The organism is Pusillimonas sp. SM2304 (assembly GCF_031628915.1).
Lineage (GTDB): Bacteria > Pseudomonadota > Gammaproteobacteria > Burkholderiales > Burkholderiaceae_B > Pusillimonas_C.
Genome location: NZ_JAVLUJ010000001.1, coordinates 1,453,915 through 1,469,855, shown reverse-complemented (window position 1 = coordinate 1,469,855; position 15,941 = coordinate 1,453,915). Strand labels below are relative to the sequence as shown.

Genomic DNA, 15,941 nt, shown 5'->3' with positions numbered 1-15,941 from the left:
ACCAGTTTGAGTTATAAACACAGGCACAGCCATTTTACGCCACGCGTTTTATTCCAGAATCATGACCTCTTCACCGCATCCGCTTTTGCCCGGCCCGGCGCAAATGATGTCCGAACTGTCGGCGGCCCTGTCGCACTTCAGGCAGGTGCAGTGGGTCCAGACAACGCATTCCACCAACGCCGACCTGCTTGCCATGGCGCGCACCGAGAACGGCCCGCTGGCCCGCCCCTGGCTGCTGGGCGCCCATTTGCAGGAACAGGGCCGCGGGCGGGCAGGCCGCACCTGGCAGAACCGTCCGGGCGCCAACCTGATGTTCTCCTGTGCTTTCGACATTTTCCTGCCGCCCGCGCAACTGCCCACGCTGTCGCCGCTGGCCGGCCTGGCCGCCTGCGAGGCCCTGCGCGAACTCATCAGCCCCAGCCAGCGCGGCCACCTGACCATGAAATGGCCCAACGACCTGCTGTGGCAGTCGGCCAAGCTGGCCGGCATACTGGTCGAAGTCACCCGCGCGGGCACCGCCCGCCTGTCGCCCGACCATTATGTGGCCATCATCGGCATGGGGCTGAACCTTGAGGACGCACGCTCGCTCAGCACCTCGCTGAACCGGCAAGTGGCCGACTGGGCGGAGATCACCGGCAAAGATGCGCAGGCCGCCAGCGCCACCGCCGCCGGTCTGGTCGCGAGCATTGCGCAGTCATGGTATGCCTGTCTGAATGAGGTCACCGCGCACGGCCTGGGCTTTCTGCCCCAACGCTACGCCACTATCGATGCGCTGGCCGGGCAGCACATCAACGTGCTGGACAACGGCCGCATCCTGCAGGCCGGCATTGCCTGCGGCGTCAATACCCTGGGGCAACTGCTGCTGCGCACGCCCCAAGGGGAATCCACCATCTCTATCGGCGAAGTCTCGGTGCGTCCGCAAAAGGACAGCATGCCATGATGCTGCTGATAGACGCGGGCAATACACGCATCAAGATTGGCTGGGTCAAGCCCGATACCGGCGAGCGCGAAACCCAGGCACTGGCGCTGGAACATGGCGCGCTCGAACAATTGCCCGCCTGGCTGCAACAGCTGGACGACCGTCCCCGCGCCGCGCTGGGGGTGAGCGTTGCCCAGCCGGGTGTCGCGGCCAGCCTGGATGCCCTCCTGCAGCGGCATTATGCCTTTGCCGCCCGCTGGATACAGGGCGAACCGCAAGCCGCCGGCGTGCGCAACGCCTACGATATGCCCGCGCAACTGGGCGCGGACCGCTGGGCATCCATGCTGGGGCTGGTCCAGCGCGCCACCCGCGATACACCGCTGATGCTGGCCAGTTTCGGCACCGCCACCACCCTCGACACCCTAAGCCCGATCCACGACACCGCCATGCCCGGGGCGCGCTTCCTTTTCGAGGGCGGCCTGATCTTTCCAGGGCCGGCGCTGATGCTGTCCTCGCTGGCCGCCGGCACCGCCCGGCTGCCCCAGGCCAACGGCCCCATCGCCGCCTACCCGACCCACACCCATCAAGCCATCAGCAGCGGCATCGCCGCCGCGCAGGCAGGCGCCCTGCTGCGCCAGTGGCGCGAAGGGCTGGAACGCCATGGCTGCGCGCCCGCCGTATTCAGCACGGGCGGCGGCTGGACCATTGTGGAAGAAGAAGCGCAAAGGACGCTGGCCCGCGCCCAAGCCGACCTGGGTGTGCCGCAAGACCCCATACAATGGCTGCGCGCGCCGGTGCTCGACGGGCTGGCCCGCCTGGCCGTTGAAAGCTGAGTCCGGGACCTTATTGAATCCGCGTGGGGCCGGGTTATGTTATGCCGGGTTATGCCGGGCCGGCCGCGGCCGCGCCGCTGGCTAGCGTTGCGACGCAACAGGCTGGGGCTCGCCCAGCAAAATGGTTTGTTGATTCCGCTCGGACAACATGCGCGGCTCGCGCCCTTGTTCGCTGGGCACGGCGCCCAATAAACCCTGGCCGAAGGCCAGCAGTGCCAGATTCGCCAGCACGACAATCAAAAACAGAGTTCGCATAAACCGGAAGGCCATCGTGTTTCAGTGAACGAGCCTCAAGTTTAATGCAAATGGCGGCCCGCCTGCTTGCCCGCACGGGGCGGGGCACCCGGCGTCACAGGGAACCGGCCCTTTAATTAGTGCTGGTCGAGGTATGCATCGGTTTGAACAGGTGCGACATATCGACGCGGCCATGCTCGCTGACGCCGCCCACGCCGGGGCCGAAAAACAGATGCTCGGGCGTGGTTTCGACCAATTCGGACAGCCCCGAGGCGCGGCTTCTGATGTAGTCGCAAGCGATCCGCATGGCGGCCGCGGCGTCGCCCGCCTGCAGCGCCTCGTAAAGGCTTTGGTGCTGATCCCAGGCGTCGCTGCTCCAATCGGGCGTTGCCTGTTCCTGCAATAGGCGGTACGGATTGATACGCTTGCGGATATGCAGAATCTGCGCCCGCAGGTAGCGATTGCCGCTGCCGGCGTACAGGCATTCGTGGAAAGCCAAGTTGTAGTGCGCGTAGGCATCGGCATCTTGCGCTTCCAGCGCGCGCCGCCCGGCCTCTTGCAACTGGCCGATTCTTTTCTGCTGACCCGTGGTCATGCGCTGACAGGCCAACTGGGCGCACAAGCCTTCGGCAAAGGCCAGCGTTTCGCACATATCCATCAGTTCGCCCGCCGACATCTGCACCACGTATATACCTGCACGCGGCACGATACGCACATAGCCTTCAGCCGACAGCTGCAACAATGCCTCGCGCACTGGCGTGCGCGATACGTCGTATAGCTGGCTGAGCTCAGCCTCGTCCAGCGTCGTGCCAGGGGCCAGCGTACCCGCAACGATAAGCCGCTCGAGGCTGGCGCGCACGCGCTCGGTGTTGGTAGTTACCATAGATGTGGGTCAAAGGGATGAATCAATAGCCTTGACGATTTTACTTAGCACCGCTTTACCACCAAAGCTCGATTACCCGCCACATTGCCCCCTACATACCCGGTTTAAAGCGCAGCCCGAACCGTGGGCATGCTACATGCTAGCTTACCTGCCGAGTACACCCAAGTCATCGTGCGCTGCAGCATTATCATGGCGGTCATACTGATAGCGTATTATTGGTTCGAACCTTTCTGAAGACAAATTCACCCTTATGAAGCCAATTCGCAAAGCTGTCTTTCCCGTTGCGGGCCTGGGCACCCGTTTTTTGCCGGCCACCAAAGCCATGCCCAAGGAAATGCTTCCCATTGTCGACAAACCGCTGATCCAGTACGCCGTGGAAGAAGCCATTGCCGCCGGCATCACCGACCTGATTTTCATTACCGGCCGCAACAAGCGCGCCATCGAAGATCACTTCGACAGCGTCCCCGAACTGGAAGCCGAGCTGGAAGCCAAGAACAAGCAGGAAATGCTGGAAATTGTGCGCAACGTGCTGCCTTCCAACGTGAACTGCATCTATACCCGGCAGCCGGCGCCGCTGGGCTTGGGGCACGCGGTACTGTGCGCCGCCCCCATCGTGGGCAACGAGCCTTTTGTGGTGCTGCTGGCCGACGATCTGCTGGACGCCAAAAAATCCGTCACGCTGCAACTGATCGAAGCGGCGCACGAACAGGACGGCAGCATCATTGCCATTCAGGACGTGGACCGCGAACATACGAATCGCTACGGCATTATTTCGGGTGCCCCCGTGAATGAGCACACCACCCGCATGTCGGGCATTATCGAAAAGCCCAACCCGGCCGATGCGCCCACTACGCTGGGGGTGGTGGGCCGCTATGTGCTGGAACCTGAAATCTTCCAGCACCTACGCCAGACTCAGGCCGGCGTGGGCGGCGAAATCCAGCTTACCGACGGCATAGCCAGTCTGCTCAAGACGCGCAGTGTGTTCGGGCTGCAATACGAAGGGGTACGGTATGACTGCGGGAGCAAGGCGGGGTTCTTCCGGGCGACGGTGGAGCTGGGCAAGAAGTACCATGGCTTGCAGGCGGAGTAGGTAGGTGCTACGTTTATACAATGTATATATGGAGGCAGCCGTGCGGGGTGACTGGAAGCGGTTCCGGCTACGGCGTGCTTGTTTCCGCATCTTCCTCGTCCAGCCGGGCGTCGGGCGAACTCACTCGCTGCGCTCGTTCAGACAGCGCCCGACGAAAGCCCCCGGCCTCCCTTCGGAAGCCTGCGGCGCACGCCTAACCGCCGGCCCCGCTTCCAGTCACCCCGCACGGCCATCATCACCGCGAATACATCTGTAAAGGTGCGTGGGGTTTTCGAATGCCAGGGTTATTCGAACATCGAGGTTATTCGGGGATCAGGGTCATTGGATGCGGGGTTAATCGAATAGCAGAGGTGTTGAATATTACGAAAGATGGGGGCGGTTAACCCATTACTGGACAGCAGCCATGCAGCAGCTTGCTGCCCTACACGAGGAGCGATTCACTGACGCATATCGCCATTGCGATCCTGACGCACAGGAAAAATAGGCAGGTGAATAATTTACACAAACTGCCTGAACACAAAAAAATCTGACACTCCCCGAATACATACAGACACCCATGACCCACCGCCATTGGGCAAAGAAACGCTTGTCTACCAGCGCTCACCTGCTCTAAAGACGCGGTGCCTGGCGCTGGATAGAGCGAGGATTGAGCACGCCGCCGGTCTGGGCCCCGCCGAGGAGGCAAGGCCTCGACTGATCGAGCAACAAGGGTGTTGGCAGCCCGGGGGGCTGCCAACGTTGCGAGTTTCGCGGCCGCCTCGGCGGGGCCCAGACCGGCGGGCAATCCCGGCAACGCCGGGATCGTGCGATTCTCTCGCGGCATCCAGCGCCAGGCACCGCGTCTCTTAAGAATACGCTGACACCGCCACCCGGAACAGCGCCCGGCACCCCCGCCTTCTTAAGAACAAGGATGCTACAAGCCAAGGCACAGCCAAGGAATAAGCGCCAGAAAAGCAAACCTTCAGGCCAGGCAGCTACTTCTTGATCTCGTTCAAGCCCATCACCACCCGCGCCACAGCGCCCGTGTGCTTTTGCACCCAATGCGCGCCCGCCTCGCCCATCCGGGCCAAGCGCTGCGGGTCGTCCAGCAGTTGCAGCGCCGTCTGCAGCGCCGCGTCCGGATCAGTCGTGCGCAACGCGGCGCCCTCGTCCATTGCATCGACCACCGCCTGCTCGAAATTGCGCGTATGCGGCCCCACCAGCACCGGCACCCCGATTGCGCACGCCTCGATCAAATTCTGGCCGCCCAGCGGCGCAAAACTGCCCGCCACAATGGCCACCTGGCACAAGGCGTAATACCAGGGCATCTCGCCCAAAGTATCGCCCAGCAACACCGTTGCTTCGGCGCACGTATGCAGTGCAGTCGAACTGCAATCGCCCGCCGCAATCAACTGCGAGCGGCGCACATAGGGCAGGCCGGCCTTGTCCAGCAGTTCGGCCGCCTCGTCAAAACGCTGCGGATGGCGCGGAATCAGGCAGAACATTACCTTTTCAGACAGATTGCTGCCCTGTGCGCGAGTACGCTTCATCTGCCGACCAATGGCGCGGACAAACAGTTCATCTTCGCCCTCACGCGTGCTGGCAATGACAATCACCTTGCGCGGCAGATCGGCGGCAAAAGCCCTGCCGCGCTGGACCTTGTCGGCCGCCGGCGCCACGTCGAATTTGAAATTACCCGACACCCTGACCGCCGACGCCCCCGCCTGCTCAAGACGCTGGGCATCATGCAAGGTCTGAGCATAGACGGCGTCGAAACTACCGTAAGCCTCGCGCATCACACTGCCGATACGCAAACTCTGGCGCAAGGCGTGGTCCGAGAACCGGGCGCTGGCCAGCATCATAGGCACCCTAAAATACCGGGCGGCCGCCAGCAAGTTGGGCCAAACCTCGCGTTCGATCAGAATGCCGGCACGGGGCCGGTAATGCGCCATGAATCGGCATGTGGCGCCGGGGAAGTCATAAGGCAGCCATTGCTGCACCAGCTTGCCCTGCTTGATGGCCTGTGCAAACGCGCGCGCGCCCTCGGCCCGGCCGGTGACCGTCATGTGCGTCAGCAATACGGCCTCGCCCTGGTCCAGCAAAGCCTGGACCAGCGGCTGCGCGGCCCGCATTTCGCCCAGGCTGACTGCATGCACCCATACGGGTGCCGTCAGCGGACTGGGACTCGCGTAGCGGCCAAAGCGCGCGCCCGAGCATACGCCCCAATCGCCGTCGGAGCGCCGTGCACGCAAGGCCATCCAGCCCAACAAGCCTGGCGTCAAGCCCCGGATCAAAGCCGTATAAAAAAAACGATTCAAGAAATATGCCTATGACCGGCCAAGGAAAGTCCATTTTAAGTCAGATAGGCCACGGCAGGGGCGCGGCCACGCGCCCCCCCTGGAGCTGCCAGCTTGCCTAGGACCCCTGCGGAACCTCGGCCGACGGCGAGCCATGCACCATGTGCAGGTACTGGCGGTGGCGTTCGTACTGGTCCAGAATATCGCCGATCACCGCGTCTCGGCTCCAGCCCATAATGTCGTAGTCCTGCCCGCCCTCGCGCAGGAAAACCTCGGCGCGGAAATAGCGCCGCTCCTCCTGGTCGCGAATGTCGCTGGAGGTCAATACCGGCCGCACCTGCTCCAGCGGCCACACCGCATAGGAAAAGTCCAGATACTCCCCGTGGTGCCGAACTTCCAGGCTGATTGCATTGGTATCGCTGTCTTCATTGAACTGCGCGTCATACCCTTGTTGCTTCAGCTCTTCGGCAACTGCCTGAACGGCGGGCTTGACCACGTCGTTGATAAAGCGCAGGACATGGCTATGCTTGGGCATCATCACCATATTTCTCAGGCGCCGCTGCCACGGTTCGCCCACGCTGGGCACTTGGGTCCGGGTCACCGTTTGGTAGCGAATGCGCCGCTTGGTGGCATCCAGCTTGAGCGCTTTGAACAGCCCCCAAAGCGCCAGCAGCAAAATCACGGAAAACGGCAGCGCACTGGCAATGGTAGCAGTCTGCAACGCGGTCAGCCCGTCGGCCAGCAATAGGGCAATGGCCACCACCCCCATCAGCGAGGACCAGAAAATGCGTTGCCACACCGGCGAATCTTCTGCGCCGCTCGACGCCATCAGATCAACCACCAGCGCGCCCGAATCGGCCGAGGTCACGAAGAACACAACCACCATGATGATGGCGATGGTGGCCGTAATGCTGGACAAGGGCAAACGCTCCAGAAAGGCGAACAGGGCAAGCGAGCTGTCCTGCTCCACCACCTGCGCAAACACCTGGGCGCCATCGTACAGAATCATGTGCAGGGCCGTGTCCCCGAACACCGTCATCCATATCAAGGTAAAGCCGGTGGGCACCAGCAGCACGCCGCTGACGAATTCGCGTATGGTGCGGCCGCGGGAAATCCGGGCAATGAACAGCCCGACGAAAGGCGACCAGGATATCCACCAGCCCCAGTAGAACAGCGTCCAGCCCCCGATCCAGTCATTGGGCTCATACGCATACAGATTGAAGGTCTTGTTGACCAGGTCGGACAGGTACGAGCCCGTGTTCTGCACAAAAGTCTGCAGGATGAAAACGGTGGGGCCCAGGGCGAATACAAACAGCAGCAAGCCCACCGCCAAAGCAAGATTGATCTCGGACAGAATACGTATCCCGCGGTCCAGCCCGCTGGCGACCGAAAGCGTGGCCAGCGCCGTCGCAATAACGATCAGGATGACCTGCGTCATGACACCGACAGGGATACCGAACAGATGGTTCAAGCCGCTGTTGATCTGCGCCACGCCCAGGCCTAGCGACGTCGCAATGCCGAAGACCGTGCCGATAATGGCGAAAACGTCCACGGCATGCCCGATGGGGCCATAGATGCGATCGCCGATCAGCGGATACAGCGCCGACCGCAAGGTCAGCGGCAGCCCATGCCGGTAGCCGAAGAAGGCAAGAATCAGCCCGACGATCGCGTAGATGGACCAGGCATGCAGCCCCCAGTGGAAGAAGGTGATCTTCATGGCCTCGCGGGCGGCCAACACGGTGCCGGCGTCGCCCACCGGCGGACTGACAAAGTGCATGACCGGCTCGGCCACGCCGAAAAACATCAGCCCGATCCCCATGCCCGCCGAAAACAGCATGGCGAACCAGGTGACATCGCGGTAGTCGGGCTGGCTGTGATCAGGCCCCAGCTTGATGTCGCCGTAGCGGCTCATGGCCAGAAACACCACGGAAAGCAGGATAATCGCCACGGCAAGGATATAAAACCAACTGGCGTGCTCCAGGATCCATGCCTGTATGGCGTCGAACATGGACTGGGCCATGTCAGGCGCGACAATCGTGAACGCCACGATGAGCAGTGTGAAAATGGCCGATGTAAAAAATACTGGCGGATGCAATGTTGCTTTCATGTCTGGCGCAGCCCACGATTACCTTGGTGCCCAAAGTATGGCATGGAAGCGCACGGCCTTGGGTTGCCCTGTTGTTTTAGGCTCACGAAAGCGATTAGGCCGGGGCGTCGCCGCCGGTCAACTGGGTATGCGCCGATTCGTCGAAATCCAGCGCCTGGTCGACAGCGCTTAATACCGTTTCCGCCGACGGCGCGCTGCCGCGCTCGCCCAGGCTGGCGGTGTACGCCGGGCCTTCCAGGGGCGTGCGCACAGGGGTGGACGCCTTGTAGATGCCTATGGTGGGCCGCCCCAGCCCCGCCGACAAATGGGTCAGGCCGCTATCGAGCCCCACCATAATGCGCGCGCCCGCCAGCACCCGGGCCACATCCGTCAGGGCCATGCGCGGCAGCACCTGCGCGCGCGCGTTGCCCGCCACCAATTGCTGCGCCCGCGCGGTTTCCGCCGGGCTGCCTGACAGCAGTTTCAGGTCAAGGCCGTGCTCGTGCAAGCGCGTAAATACTTTTTGCCAGTCCTCTTCCGGCCAGAGCTTGTCGTCGCGGCTGGCCGACGGCATGATCACCGCGTAGGACTCGACATCGACCCCGCCAGTGATGCTTTCCAGGCCGAAATCCGGTTCGCCGCTATAGGTATAGCCCAGCGCGGCCGCAGCCAGCTCGCGCTGACGCGTCACGGCGGGCTGCCAGAACTTGACCGTGTGCTTGACGTCATAAAAAAAAGAAGCCAATGGCTCGCGGGCGGATTTACGGTCCAGGCCATGGCGCAAGCCGTGCGTTTGCCGCACCAGCCACACCGATTTCATCAGCGCCTGCATGTCGAGCACGATATCGTACTGGCGGGCGCCCAGGTTCTGGCGCAGTGCGGCGCGGGCCGCGCGCGTTTCGGCCGACCACCAGTGTTTGCGCCAGCGGCGATGCGCCACCGGGATGACCTCGTGCACAGCCGGGTGCCAGGTGGGGATTTCAGCAAAGCCCTCTTCAACGATCCAGTCGATCTGTGCGCCGGGAACGTGCAATGCAATGTCGGAAATGGCCGGCAGCATATGCACCAGGTCGCCCAGGGATGACGTGCGCACAATCAGGATTTTTTTGCTCATGGCACTGATTATAATTTACGCCCGCGCCATTCCACCATGCCTATGGTAATGCCGCTGGCGCAAATCACCGCAATACCCAGCCAGGTCAGCGCATCGGGGAACTGCCCCCAGATCAGCCACCCCAATGCCGCCGCGCTGATGATCTGCAAATACACAAAAGGCGCCAGCATAGACGCGGGCGCGTAGCGATACGCCTGTATCTGCAACAAATGCCCGGCCGCCCCCCAAAAACCGGTGGACACCAGCACCAGCCATTCCGGCAGGCTCAGCGTCGCCAGAAACGGCAGCGCCGACGGCAAATAGAAAGGCAAGGCCACGGTCAGGCAAATACTGCCCACCGCGCCGCTCCATACCAGCGTGGTAAAGGGGCCGTCCACCGCCGCGCGGCGCGTAGCGATGAATTGACAGGCAAACAGGCAAGCCGTCAGCAGTCCGAACAGGGTGCCCACCGGATGCAGGCCCGCGTCCGGACGAATGATGATCAATACCCCCGCAAAGCCCACCCCCGCAGCAATCCAGCGCGACAGGCGCGCCGGCTCTTTCAGCACCCAGGGGGCCACGGCCAGCACCAGCAGCGGCGCCAGGAAATTAATGGCGGTCGCCTCGGCCTGAGGCAAATAGTGCAGCGTGGTGAAAAACGACAAGGTGGCCAGCAGCATGACCGCGCCCCGCGTCACTTGGGCCCAGGGCCGCACGGAACGCAGCACCGACAGCCCGCGGCTGGGCAGCACCAAGCCCAATACCAGCAGCAAATGCACCACATAGCGCACCCAGCACAGCATCAGCAAAGATACCCCGGCGCCCATGACCCACTTGCCGCTGGCATCCAGCCCCGACAATGCCCACGCCGATAAAACCAGCACCGTAATGCCCGCCAGCGGGCGCGTTACACCATAAGCAGGCGCGGAAACCGACACGGGGACAACCCGACCCATCATGAAACTCCAGCAAACAGACCGCTATGACAATGGTTGAACATCATACGCGAATGTGGTGGCGCCGTTGTGAAGGGCAGCCTTGCCGCGCGTGCTGCCGCTCCAATTGATTTACTATGGCGCCATGAACTCGTGGTACATCTTGCCCAACGGCAACATCAAACATATCGACGGCCTGGAACTGCAGCCCGAACAAGACTGGTTTCCCACGCCGGAAAGCATGCAGGCCTTTACGGACGCCATGCGCGCACGCGGCCAGGCCGACGCCCTGATCATCAAGCGCATGATGGACCTGGCCGTCGAAGGCGAGGATTGGGTACGCGAAAACCTGATCTGACCGCAGGACGAAAAACGCCCTCGCCTCCCACGAAGACTCAGATGGGCTTCAAATCGGTTTTATAGCGGGCGGCGCGCTTGGCATAGCCCGCCGCATTGCGGTGCATGTCGGCCACCTGCTCGTCGCTCAGCGTGCGCACCGCCTTGGCGGGCGCCCCCAAGATAAGCGAACGTTCCGGAAACACCTTGCCTTCGGTCACCACTGCGCCGGCGCCCACCAGGCAATCTTTGCCGATCACCGCATTATTCAGCACCACCGCCTGTATGCCGACCAGCGCGCCGTCTTCGATGGTGCAACCGTGCAGCATGGCCTGGTGGCCTATAGTCACCCCCTTGCCTATCGTCAAGGGGCAGCCCGGGTCAGTATGCAACACCGCGCCTTCCTGCACATTCGACCCTTCGCCGACGACAATGGGTTCGTTGTCGGCGCGAATGACCGCGCCGGGCCAGATGCTGGCCCCTTCACGCAGCACCGCCTGCCCAATCACCGTGGCCTCCGCCGCAATAAAAACGGAATCGTGAATCTCGGGGACCAGGTCGCCCAACTGATAACAGGTCATCTACATGCTCCCAGACACCCCCGCCTTCTGGCTGGGGCGGACATCAAATGAGTTGCGCGCACAATGCAGGCAATGGAGCAAAAATCGTAGCATAGTCGTCGGCAATCATATAAACCGGACTTCCAGCCGCTTTCCCAGTGCAGCCGCGTACTTCTGAAGCGTCGCGACGGATGGGGAATGCTTGCCTGTCACCAGCGAATTTTCCAGGCGAGCCACAGCCGGCGCATGGGTGCCCATGCGTTCGGCCACTTGCGCCTGCGTCAGACCGGCTTCAGCGCGTGCCATTAGGATAGCGTCAAGCATCGGCATTTCGTCACGCTCTATGCGCGCATACTCTGCGCGCACTGCGGGGTTCTTCAGCATCTTTTGGATCAGTTGATCATGCGGTTGCATTTTTGATCTCCTTCAAGCGATTCTGGGCAATCCGCCGCTCTTTGGGCGGAGTCTTCTTGGACTTCTTAACGAAACCGTGAAGCATAACGATGCGGCGCCCCACCAGTGCACAGTAAAATACGCGGGCGAAACCCTCAGCCCCTTTCAGCCGCAACTCAAGCAGACCTTCACCAAACACTTTCGTGTGCGGCGCGCCCAAGTTCGGGCCGTGGGTCGTCATTCGAAGCGATAAGGCAATATAGCGAGCTTTCAGCGTTACCGGCAAAGCCAAGAGGTCCGCCTGAACATCCTCGCTGTAATAGTGAATGGTGTAGGCCACGATGAAATATGAACAAATATGTTAACACCGAATACGGAACCCAGGTTTTCTTATACGAGCCCGCATGCCCAATCTGGCCTTGCATCAGCACCTGAACACTATAAGCGGCGAGCCCTGCTCGCCAACACCCTCGGTGAACGGATAGGTCATAACGTATAAATACTATTTCCTTTATGCAGCAAGTTCCGCCATCTACCTCGAACTTCCAGCTTGGACTGGCAGATGCTTAGGCCAATTACGAGAAACCCCAAAAGTCGACATTCAACTTTTGGGGTTAACTCAGATACAGGGCACGAAGCAGGATTCTCAGGGAACCTGGTCTCAGCCACCTTTAAGCCCGGTGCGTACCACACGCACCGTCCTTACTCGAGCGAGGCATTTCCAAAGCAAGTGTTGACGCCGGGATATGCACCGGTCAATTTGGGCGACCGGGCTGCAAGATTCGTGAAATTACCTACCTTGATCATCGGCACATCGTTATACAGCAGGGTCTGTATTTTCTCGTAGATTTTGACGCGCTTTTCCAATGATGGCTCTTGCAGGAACTCAGACACAGCAGCATCCTTCTCGGGCGATGCCCAACCCGTGAGGTACTTGGGATTCAATACTCCGAGGCCCGAGGGATCGACCTGATAGCCGATGAACGTAGCGAAGATATCCCATAACTTCGGGTCGGCCCGCCGTTGGGACAACGAGGCCCAATCCATGACCTGAAGGTCGACATTAAAGCCCGCCGCCTTCATGTACTCTGCTGCTACCTGCGTCATTTTATATAGATGGTCGTACTGACGGCTCGTCAGGATTCTTATCGGGGTTCCGTCGTAACCGGCCTCTTTCAACAGCTTCTGGGCTTTCTCTATATCCCCTTGGTTGTAGTTCCCAGAAACACCCGCCGATGTATACCACGGCGAGCCTTTGGGAAAGAGCGCGCCGTCAACAGAATAAAAATCTTTCGTCCCAAAAGCCGCTATGAGCATATCTTCCATGTTGAGCGAAGCAAGTACGGCTTTTCTTAGCCGGATATCGGACAGTACGCCCGCCCCGACATTCAACATCAACACTTGAAATCCATGTTTGATGAACACAGGCTCCACATTGGCATTCTCGCTGATGCTCTTGAAAAGCTCCACAGGCAATTGGTCCGCATACTGGTACTGCCCTGCAATAATGCCTTCGACTCGAGTGCTCACATCCGGTATCGGTCGAAAACGTATCTCGTCCAAATACTGCTTGACCTCTCCGGAACAAGCGCTTGCAGGCCCGGTGGGTGAGCGGTAATCCTTGAACTTCTCAAGTTGAATATATTGATCGGGTTTGTAATCTTTCAGCTTATAAGGCCCGGTTCCGATAATCCTCTTTAACGGCATATCTACATTATCTCGGGGCATGATCACTGCCGGCGTATTTGAGTAATGGGCAAGCGTCACAAGCAGCGGCGAGTAGGGGCGCGAAAGCTTAATGACCACCGTATGGTTATCCCGTTCAGAAACGTCGCTGATGTACTGGGCAAGATCCTTGCCCTTAGTGGCAACAGTCATCCAGCGCTTCAATGAGGCAACCACATCGGCCGCCTCCATGACTTGCCCATCATGAAATGGAACGCCTTCTCGCAGGGGTATGGTGTATGTCAACCCATCCGAACTGATTTCAGGCAACTCCTTGGCAAGGCCCGGGACAACATTCTGATTCTCGTCAAGGTTGTACAGCATCTCAAAATAATGCTGTGTGATGGTGTACAGGCTGGTTACCAGCGATGCCATGGGATCAAGCGTGGGCGGCTCGCCCGGCATGGCAATATCGATGGAGCCACCGGTTTTCTGAGCCTGGGCGCCCGAGCAGGTAAGGGCGCCAAGCATAATGAAAATACATCCTAGCTTCTTGATTATCATTTTGTCTCCTTGTTTGGACTGACTGACTTAGTTAAGAGATGCGTTATTCATCCACAATCAACAGGAATCGCCCTCGCCCGCCTGAATGTGAATACATGCTGCTACATGCTGATGCCCGACCCTGCGCAAGGGCGGTATCAGTTCCGCACACTCCACGGTGGCATGTGGGCACCTGGTCCGGAACACACATCCGGAAGGCGGGGAATCAGGGCTTGGTATTTCCCCTTTTATGGCTATTCGTTCTTTCCGCTCCCCGACAGAGGGTTGCGGGGATGCCGACAGCAAGGCGCGGGTATAGGGATGTTGAGGGTCTTCGTATATGGCTTTCGTTGGCCCCATTTCAACGATATGCCCCAGGTACATAACGATGATCTCATCGCAAAGGTATTCGACGACGGACAGATCATGAGAAATGAACAATATCGTCAGGTTGAATTCCGCTTGCAAGTCGAGAATCAAATTCAATATTTGCGCCTGAATGGAAACATCCAAGGCGGCTACGGGCTCGTCAGCGACGATGAACTCGGGCCGCATCGCCAATGCGCGTGCGATCCCGATACGCTGGCGCTGCCCGCCAGAGAACTCATTGGGGTAACGCGACCCATATTCCGCAGGTAGTCCAACCTGCTCCAGAAGCTCCTTGACCCGTGCGCCATACAGCTTCCTGGCCGTACCTTTCTCAAGTGAGATAGCCTCTTTCAGAATGTCCGTAATCCGCATCGACGGGTTAAGGCTTGAATAGGGATCCTGAAAAATGATTTGCATGCGTTTTCTATAGGCTTGCATTTCCTTGTGTGAAAGCCCAAACACATCTGTACCGTCAAAAACAGCGCGCCCGCCCGAGGGCTCCGTCAGCCTCAATAAACATTTTCCGACGGTTGTCTTCCCACAACCCGACTCCCCGACCAGCCCGACGATGCTGCCACGATTTATCGAGAAACTGATATCCCGAACAATACGCACATCGCCGCGGCTCGTAGAGTACGACTTGGCTAGGTTGTGGACGGAAAGTAGCGGATTGACCCGCGGCTCTATAACACGGCTCATAGATCGTCATGCCTCCAGCAACGGGTTTGATGGGCGTGCCCAAGATGGGTCAGGTCCGGCTTCTTTGCCGTGCAGGTGTCGATCGTGTGGGAACATCTAGGAGAAAAATTGCAGCCCTGCGGCAAGTTCGAAAGACTTGGGATGTTGCCCGGTATGGGGGTCAGCCTGGCTCGCCCGCCGCCGGCAAGCCTGTCTTGCGCCGCATTGGGAACGCTATTCATCAATCCCAAGGTATAGGGATGCTTTGGATTCCGGAATATTTCTTCTACGGACGCACTTTCAATCACCTGCCCCGCATACATGACCACCACGTCATCCGCCATTTCCGCGACGACACCCAAGTTATGCGTAATAAAAAGAATGCTCATGCCAAGCTCGGATTGAAGCTTGCGCAGAATATCCAGTATTTGAGCTTGGATCGTCACATCCAGCGCTGTCGTGGGCTCATCGGCAATAAGCAGTGACGGATTACAGGCAATAGCCATGGCGATCATCACGCGCTGCCTCATGCCTCCTGACAGATGGTGAGGATATTCTTGAACGCGTTTTTTAGCCGACGAGATTTCAACCAGCTCAAAGAGTTTTTCTGTACGCTGCAAGGCGGCACGATAAGAAACGGATTCGTGCAGCATGATCATTTCTGCGACCTGATTGCCAACCGTCATGAGGGGATTCAGGCTGGTCATTGGTTCTTGAAAGATCATGGCCAGCTCCTTTCCACGAATGGCTCTCATTTCGCGAAGAGACAATTTGGAAAGGTCTATGATCCCCTTTGACTGTGAGCGGTATCGGATCTCGCCGCCGACAATTTTCCCGGGGTGGGAAAGCAGCCGCATGATTGACAGGCTGGTCACTGATTTCCCGCAACCAGACTCTCCCACCACCGCAACAGTCTTTCCTCTCGGCACATTGAAACTCACCCCATCGACAGCCTTGGCAACGTTCGGACGCACAAAAAAATGCGTCTTCAAGTTCGCCACCTCAAGAATATTCTTTGTATCCATAACGCTGTTTTCCTCTCCGCCCC

The 15,941-nt window shown here is 59.6% G+C and carries 16 protein-coding genes; 4 read left to right on the top strand and 12 right to left on the bottom strand.

The features are described from left to right. Positions 1 to 61 precede the first annotated feature (61 nt). Together RE432_RS06755 and RE432_RS06750 are read left to right on the top strand one after the other, a co-directional pair. Positions 62 to 940, top strand: a complete 879-nt coding sequence (locus RE432_RS06755; protein WP_310932522.1) for a biotin--[acetyl-CoA-carboxylase] ligase — start codon at positions 62 to 64, stop codon at positions 938 to 940. Beyond that, positions 937 to 1,752: a type III pantothenate kinase gene (locus RE432_RS06750; protein WP_310932521.1), complete on the top strand. Its 816-nt coding sequence runs from the start codon at positions 937 to 939 to the stop codon at positions 1,750 to 1,752. The genes RE432_RS06755 and RE432_RS06750 overlap by 4 nt, the downstream gene beginning before the upstream one ends. 81 nt (positions 1,753 to 1,833) lie before the next feature. Here RE432_RS06750 and RE432_RS06745 read toward each other — a convergent pair whose 3' ends face one another. Continuing rightward, entirely contained in the window at positions 1,834 to 2,007 is a 174-nt protein-coding gene (locus tag RE432_RS06745) for a hypothetical protein (protein WP_310932520.1), read from the bottom strand. Between the two features lie 112 nt (positions 2,008 to 2,119). After that, positions 2,120 to 2,869 carry a GntR family transcriptional regulator gene (locus RE432_RS06740; RefSeq protein ID WP_310932519.1) on the bottom strand — a complete coding sequence of 250 codons (750 nt, stop codon included), beginning with the start codon at positions 2,867 to 2,869 and terminating at the stop codon, positions 2,120 to 2,122. Between the two features lie 250 nt (positions 2,870 to 3,119). On the opposite strand from RE432_RS06740, the gene galU reads away from it, so the two are divergent. Next, positions 3,120 to 3,959, top strand: a complete 840-nt coding sequence (galU, locus tag RE432_RS06735; protein WP_310932518.1) for a UTP--glucose-1-phosphate uridylyltransferase GalU — start codon at positions 3,120 to 3,122, stop codon at positions 3,957 to 3,959. A 974-nt stretch (positions 3,960 to 4,933) separates the two neighbouring features. On the opposite strand, the gene RE432_RS06730 is transcribed toward galU, so the two are convergent. From RE432_RS06730 to RE432_RS06715, 4 genes are all read right to left on the bottom strand, one after another. Then, complete coding sequence (locus RE432_RS06730) at positions 4,934 to 6,256, bottom strand: 3-deoxy-D-manno-octulosonic acid transferase (RefSeq protein ID WP_310932517.1); 1,323 nt, start codon at positions 6,254 to 6,256, stop codon at positions 4,934 to 4,936. A gap of 97 nt (positions 6,257 to 6,353) precedes the next feature. Then, a complete protein-coding gene (locus tag RE432_RS06725; RefSeq protein WP_310932516.1) occupies positions 6,354 to 8,342 on the bottom strand; it encodes a choline BCCT transporter BetT in 1,989 nt (662 codons plus the stop codon). A 94-nt stretch (positions 8,343 to 8,436) separates the two neighbouring features. Further along, positions 8,437 to 9,435 (bottom strand): lipopolysaccharide heptosyltransferase I, encoded by a 999-nt coding sequence (gene waaC, locus RE432_RS06720; RefSeq protein WP_310932514.1) that lies wholly within the window; start codon positions 9,433 to 9,435, stop codon positions 8,437 to 8,439. An 8-nt stretch (positions 9,436 to 9,443) separates the two neighbouring features. Next, positions 9,444 to 10,370 carry a DMT family transporter gene (locus RE432_RS06715; protein ID WP_310933040.1) on the bottom strand — a complete coding sequence of 309 codons (927 nt, stop codon included), beginning with the start codon at positions 10,368 to 10,370 and terminating at the stop codon, positions 9,444 to 9,446. 91 nt (positions 10,371 to 10,461) lie between these two features. Between RE432_RS06715 and RE432_RS06710 the strand changes: the two genes are divergently transcribed. Further along, positions 10,462 to 10,707 carry a hypothetical protein gene (locus tag RE432_RS06710; protein WP_310932512.1) on the top strand — a complete coding sequence of 82 codons (246 nt, stop codon included), beginning with the start codon at positions 10,462 to 10,464 and terminating at the stop codon, positions 10,705 to 10,707. A gap of 37 nt (positions 10,708 to 10,744) precedes the next feature. On the opposite strand, the gene RE432_RS06705 is transcribed toward RE432_RS06710, so the two are convergent. From RE432_RS06705 to RE432_RS06680, 6 genes are all read right to left on the bottom strand, one after another. Beyond that, entirely contained in the window at positions 10,745 to 11,266 is a 522-nt protein-coding gene (locus tag RE432_RS06705; protein WP_310932511.1) for a gamma carbonic anhydrase family protein, read from the bottom strand. A gap of 105 nt (positions 11,267 to 11,371) precedes the next feature. After that, on the bottom strand, positions 11,372 to 11,659 hold the full coding sequence (locus tag RE432_RS06700) for a helix-turn-helix transcriptional regulator (protein WP_310932509.1): 288 nt from the start codon (positions 11,657 to 11,659) through the stop codon (positions 11,372 to 11,374). Continuing rightward, positions 11,646 to 11,978: a type II toxin-antitoxin system RelE/ParE family toxin gene (locus RE432_RS06695; RefSeq protein WP_310932508.1), complete on the bottom strand. Its 333-nt coding sequence runs from the start codon at positions 11,976 to 11,978 to the stop codon at positions 11,646 to 11,648. The genes RE432_RS06700 and RE432_RS06695 overlap by 14 nt, the downstream gene beginning before the upstream one ends. 362 nt (positions 11,979 to 12,340) lie before the next feature. After that, positions 12,341 to 13,867, bottom strand: coding sequence for an ABC transporter substrate-binding protein (locus RE432_RS06690; RefSeq protein WP_310932507.1), 1,527 nt, complete (start codon positions 13,865 to 13,867; stop codon positions 12,341 to 12,343). Positions 13,868 to 13,924: 57 nt separating this feature from the next. Further along, complete coding sequence (locus tag RE432_RS06685; RefSeq protein WP_310932506.1) at positions 13,925 to 14,914, bottom strand: oligopeptide/dipeptide ABC transporter ATP-binding protein; 990 nt, start codon at positions 14,912 to 14,914, stop codon at positions 13,925 to 13,927. Continuing rightward, positions 14,911 to 15,918: an ABC transporter ATP-binding protein gene (locus tag RE432_RS06680; protein ID WP_310932505.1), complete on the bottom strand. Its 1,008-nt coding sequence runs from the start codon at positions 15,916 to 15,918 to the stop codon at positions 14,911 to 14,913. The genes RE432_RS06685 and RE432_RS06680 overlap by 4 nt, the downstream gene beginning before the upstream one ends. Positions 15,919 to 15,941 lie beyond the last annotated feature (23 nt).